The sequence below is a fragment of the Inquilinus sp. genome, assembly GCF_057815775.1.
On the sequence record NZ_JBYRFX010000117.1, the window covers coordinates 1 to 5,332 of the forward strand.

General features: G+C 70.7%; 1 protein-coding gene. It reads right to left on the minus strand.

Annotated features, from left to right (window positions below; translation table 11 throughout):
- A partial coding sequence (locus AC3XYG_RS04310; protein ID WP_489138579.1) for a non-ribosomal peptide synthetase occupies positions 1 to 5,332 on the minus strand: 5,332 nt, incomplete at both ends.

Consider the following 5,332-nt stretch of genomic DNA (forward strand, 5'->3'; position numbering starts at 1 on the left):
CGCCGCCGACAGCTGCTCCAGCACCTCCACGGTGTGGCCGCATAACCGCTCCACCGTCGCCGCGTCGAAAATGTCCGCCGCATACACCAGCGACAGCCGCAGGCCCCCGTCCAGCTCGCCCACATTCAGCGCAAGGTCGAAGCGCGACGTCATCCGGTCGATCTCGAAGGACGAGATCCGCAGCCCCGCGGGCTGGGAGACCGGCCGGGACGCAGCCTCGAAGTTGAACACGGTCTGGAACAGCGGCGTGTTGGCCAGGTCGCGCTCGCTCTGCAGCGCCTCAACCACACGGGCGAAGGAGATGTCGCCATTGGCCTGTGCCTCGATCATCCGCGTGCGCATCTGGTCGAGCAGCGCGGCGAAGCCCATGCCGGGGGCGAAATCGGCCCGCAGCACCAGGGTGTTCAGGAAGAAGCCGATCAGCCCTTCCGTCTCGGCCCGCGGCCGGCCGGCCACCGGCACGCCGACCCGGATGTCGTCCTGGCCGCTGTAGCGGTGCAGCACGGCCTGCCAGGCCGCCAGCAGCACCACGAACAGCGTCGTCTCATGCGCCCGGGCTAGGCGGCGCAGCGTCGCCACCGCAGCCGGCGCCACATCCATGGTCACCTGGCCGCCTTCGGAGGACCGGGCGCCGGTCCTGGCCCGGACCTCGGGCAGGCGCAGCACCGGATGTTCGGTGCCGAGCCGGCCGCGCCAATAGGCCAGCTGCGAGTCCAGCACCGCCTCGTCCTGCCAGGCGCGCTGCCACAGGGCGTAATCGGCATACTGGATCGGCAGGGCCGGCAGATCCGCCGGCACGCCGGCGCGCCGCGCCTCATAGGCCGCGACCAGCTCGCGCTGCAGGATCGCCACCGACAGGCCGTCGGAGACGATGTGGTGCATCGCCAGCACCACGACATGCGACGTGGCCGACACCCGCAGCAGGCAGGCGCGCAGCACCGGCCCACCGATCAGGTCGAACGGCCGCCCGGCGACCTGGCCGACCTGTTCGGACAGGGTGTCCTCGGTGCTCTCCAGCACCGCCCAGCCGAAGCGGGCGGCCGGATCGATCACCTGGCGGCCGACACCGTCGGTCTCGACGAAGCGGGTGCGCAGGCTTTCATGCCGCCCGACCACATCCGACAGGGCGCCATGCAGCGCCGCCGCATCGAGGTCGCCGGACAGCCGGAAGGCGCCGGCGATGACATAGGCCGGGTTGATCGGGTCGAGCTTCCACAGGAACCAGAGACGCTCCTGCTCCTGCGACAGCGGCAGGTCCGTCATCTCCGGCGGCCGCGGCGGGATGGCACTGGCCGGGCCCGAGACCGAGGCGTCGAGCGCCGCGGCCAGGCTGGCCAGCACTGGGGTTTCGAACAGCAGCTTCAGGCTGATCTCACGGCCGAGGGCCCGACGGAGCCGCCCTGCCGCCTGCATCAGGCTGATCGAATCGCCGCCGATACGGAAGAAGTTGTCGGAGATGCCGACGGCGGGGAGGGAGAGGATTTCGGCCCAGACGGCGCAGAGGATGCGCTCGGTTTCGGTGCGCGGCGCCTCGATCGCCGACGCCGTGATCTCCGGCTCCGGCAACGCGTTGCGGTCCAGCTTGCCGTTCGGCGTGAGCGGCAGCCGCTCCAGCACCAGGATCGCCGACGGGATCATGTGCTCCGGCAGCTCCCGGCCCAGCGCGGTCCGGATGGTGTCCGGATCCACCTCGCCGGTGACGTAGCCGACCAGCCGCCGGCTCTCGCCGCTGCCCCTGACGGCGGCGGCTGCGTCCTTCACGCCCTGGCAGCCGCGCAGGGCCGCCTCGACCTCACCCAGCTCGATCCGGTAGCCGCGCAGCTTCACCTGCGCATCCAGCCGGCCCAGGAACTGCACCGTCCCGTCCTGCCGCATCCGGCACAGGTCGCCGGTCCGGTACAGCCGGCTGCCGGGCTCGCCCTGCGGATCCGGCACGAAGCGCTCCGCCGTCAGCCCCGGCCGGTTCAGATAGCCCCGCGCCACGCTGGCACCACCGACGCACAGCTCGCCCAGCGCCCCCGCGGGGACGATGGCACCGTCGGGGCCCAGCACCTGGAAGCTCCGTCCCGGCCAGGAGCGGCCGATCGGAACCGACTGGCTGTCTGCATCTGCCGCTGTCGTGACGTGCGACGACACCGTCACCGTCGCCTCGGTCGGGCCGTAGGTGTTCTCCAGCCTGATATGGCCCAGCCCGGACGATCGCCAGCGCGTCACGGCATCCGGCGGCAGCGCCTCGCCCCCCACCGTCACCAGACGCAGCGCCGGCAGGCTGGCGGGCAGTGACCCCAGCCATTGCTGCCAATACGCCACCGGCAGGTCGATCACCGTGACCGCCGCGTCCGCCAGTTGCCGGTTGAACGCCGACCATTCCGGCAGGTATGGCCCCCGCATCACCAGCCGCGCGCCCTGCGCCAGGGTCGGCAGCAGCTGGTCCACCGCCGAATCGAAGTTGATGGTCGAGAACTGCAGCACACGGTCCGCGGCCTCGATCCCGTTCACCGCGATGAAGTCGTCCAGATGCGTGCTCAGCGCCCCGTGGCTGATCCCCACACCCTTCGGCTTGCCCGTCGACCCCGAGGTGTAGATCACATAGGCCAGCTGTGACGGCTGGGCCGGCTCATGCCAGCCGAGCGCCGCTTCGTCTGGCACCGCCGACACGATCACCAGCTCCAGCCCCGCCAGCAGGCCGGACAGACGCTGTGCGCTGGCCTCGTCCGTCACCACCCGACGCAGCCCGGCATCCGCGATCATGTCGCGCAGCCGGCCTTCGGGATAGGACGGGTCCAAGGGCACATAGGCCCCGCCCGAGCGCAGGATGCCCAGCAGGGCCGCCGGCAGCGCCACCGACCGCTCGACGCACAGCCCGACCCGCTCATCCGCCGCCACGCCCAGGTCCTGCAATTGCAGGCCGATCCGGCCAGACCACGCCTCCAGCTCGCCATAGCTCAGGCTGTCGCCCTCGCACGACACCGCCTCGGTGTCAGGGTTCCGCTGAACCTGCGCCAGGATCCGGTCGGTGACGGACCGGAACGCATGGCGCTGCCGCACCGGCGTGATCTCCGCCCCGCTCAGCGTGATATCGCCCAGCCACAGCTCCGCCTCCGTGGCCAGCTGCTCCAGCACCTCGACATAATGCCGGCGCAGGGTGGCCATGCTGGCCGACGGCACCCGGTCGCCATCCCAGATCCAATCCAGCGCCACCCTCGCACCGGGCGAGACACCCAGCGTCACCGGATAATTCGTGCGCTCGACGATCTCGGCATGGGTCGGGGCGAAACCGTCCTCGGCCTGCCGCACCGCCTCGTCGACGGGGTAGTTCTCGAACACCACCAGACTGTCGAACAGGCTCTCACCGGCCTGCCCCGCCCAACGCTGGATCTCGGACAGCGGCGTATGCTCGTACTGCCTGAGTTCGCTGTTCCGATCCTGCAGGCCCCGCAGCCAGTGCGAAACCGAGTCCGACGGGCTCAGCGTCACCCAGACCGGCAGGCTGTTGATGAACAAGCCCAGCATCCGGTCCGATCCCGCCAGCTCCGCCGGGCGCCCCGACACCGTCGCCCCGAACACGACTTGCGGCCGGTTGCCGTAGCGCCACAGCAGCACCGACCAAGCGCCCTGCACCAGCGTGTTCAGCGTCACCTCGTGCCGCTGCGCCGCCTGGCGCAGCCGCTCGCTCAGATCCGCCGACAGGCGTTCGTCCAGCCGGTGCGATCCCGGCTGTGCATTCACCGGTGCCTCCAGGCTCGCCAGCAGCCCTGCCGGCTCGTCCACCGCCGACAGCTGGCTGCGCCACCAGGCCTCGCCATCGCCCTGGAGCGACAGCCACGATACATAGTCCCGGTAGGACGGGCCCGGCACCGACGGCACCGCAGCCCCGCGGCGCAGCGCCTCATAGGCACTGCCCACCTCGCCCAGCAGCTGCGACGTGCTCCAGCCATCCATCAGCGAATGGTGGCCCGTCCACACCAGCTCCGACCCGCCACCCGGGCGGTCGAACACCGTCACCCGGATCAGCGGCGCCACCGCCGGGTCGAAGCCCCGCACCAAGTCGGCATGGCGCCAAGCCGACAGCCGATCCTCGAAGGCATCCTCGCCCGACCAGTCGTGATGTTCAAACGGCAGCTCGGCGGCATGCCGCACCACCTGCAGCGCTTCGCCGCCATGGCGCCATTCGAAGCCGGTGCGCAGGATGTCGTGCCGCGACACCATCGCCTGCCATGCCCCGCGCATCGCCGGCACATCCAGCGTCTGCGGCAGCGACAGATGCAGCTGGTTGACGTACAGGCCTTCCCCCGGACGCATCAGACTGTGGAACAGCATGCCCTGCTGCACCGCCGTCGCCGGGTAGAGGTCCTGGACCTCCGAGACATTCAGCTCAAGCGCCTGGAACTGCGCCTGGGTCAGGCCCGACAGCGGGAAGTCCGAGGCCGTCGCCCCCGGCGCCTGTGCCAGGCAATGGGCGATCAGTGACCGGACCTCGTCGTCGAACCGGCGCACGAGGTCTTCGATCTCGGCTGCCGACACCATGTCCGGGCTGTACCGCCAGTTCAGCGACAGGCTGTCTTCCGCCACGATGCCGTTGATGTCGAGCACATGGCCCAGCACCGTCTCCGGCGACATCGACGCGCCGCGCGCCTCGCGGGCGAAGCCGAACAGCCCGTCCTCGCCGAGATTGCCGTCGAACCGGCCGAGATAGTTGAAGCTCACCTCCGATTGCGGCAGGCCTTCACGGGATGCCTCGGGCAACAAGCCCCAATGCAGGCCACGATGCGGCACCGACCGCAGACGCTCCTTCACCCCGATCAGATGCGCCGCCGCATCGCTCTCCGACGGCAGCCAGACGGGATAGCGGGTGGTGAACCAGCCCACCGTCTCCGACACATCCACGTCAGGCACCACCGCCTCACGGCCATGGCCTTCCAGGTCGACCAGCACGCCCGGGGACCCGGACCAGTCCGCCAGCACCCGGCTCAGCGCCGCCAGCAGCACGTCTTCGACGCCCGTCCGGTACGCCGCAGGCACTTCCTGCAACAGCCGGCGCGTCTGGGATGCTTCCAGCCGCCACGTCACCTCGCGGCTCGATCCCAGACGACGGTCACTGCCCGAGCGCACCGGTAGCCGGCCCGTCGCGTCCGACAGCGCCTCGCGCCACCAGGCGGATTCCGCCTGCACTTCGGGCGTAGCACCATAGGCCTGCAGCGCCTGGGCCCAATGGCTCCACGGCGTCCGCGGACCGCCTGCCGGCTGGGCTTCGCCCGCCAGCGCCCGCTCATAGCCGCGCTGCAGGTCCGACAGCAGCACCCGCCAGGACACCCCATCCACCGCCAGGTGA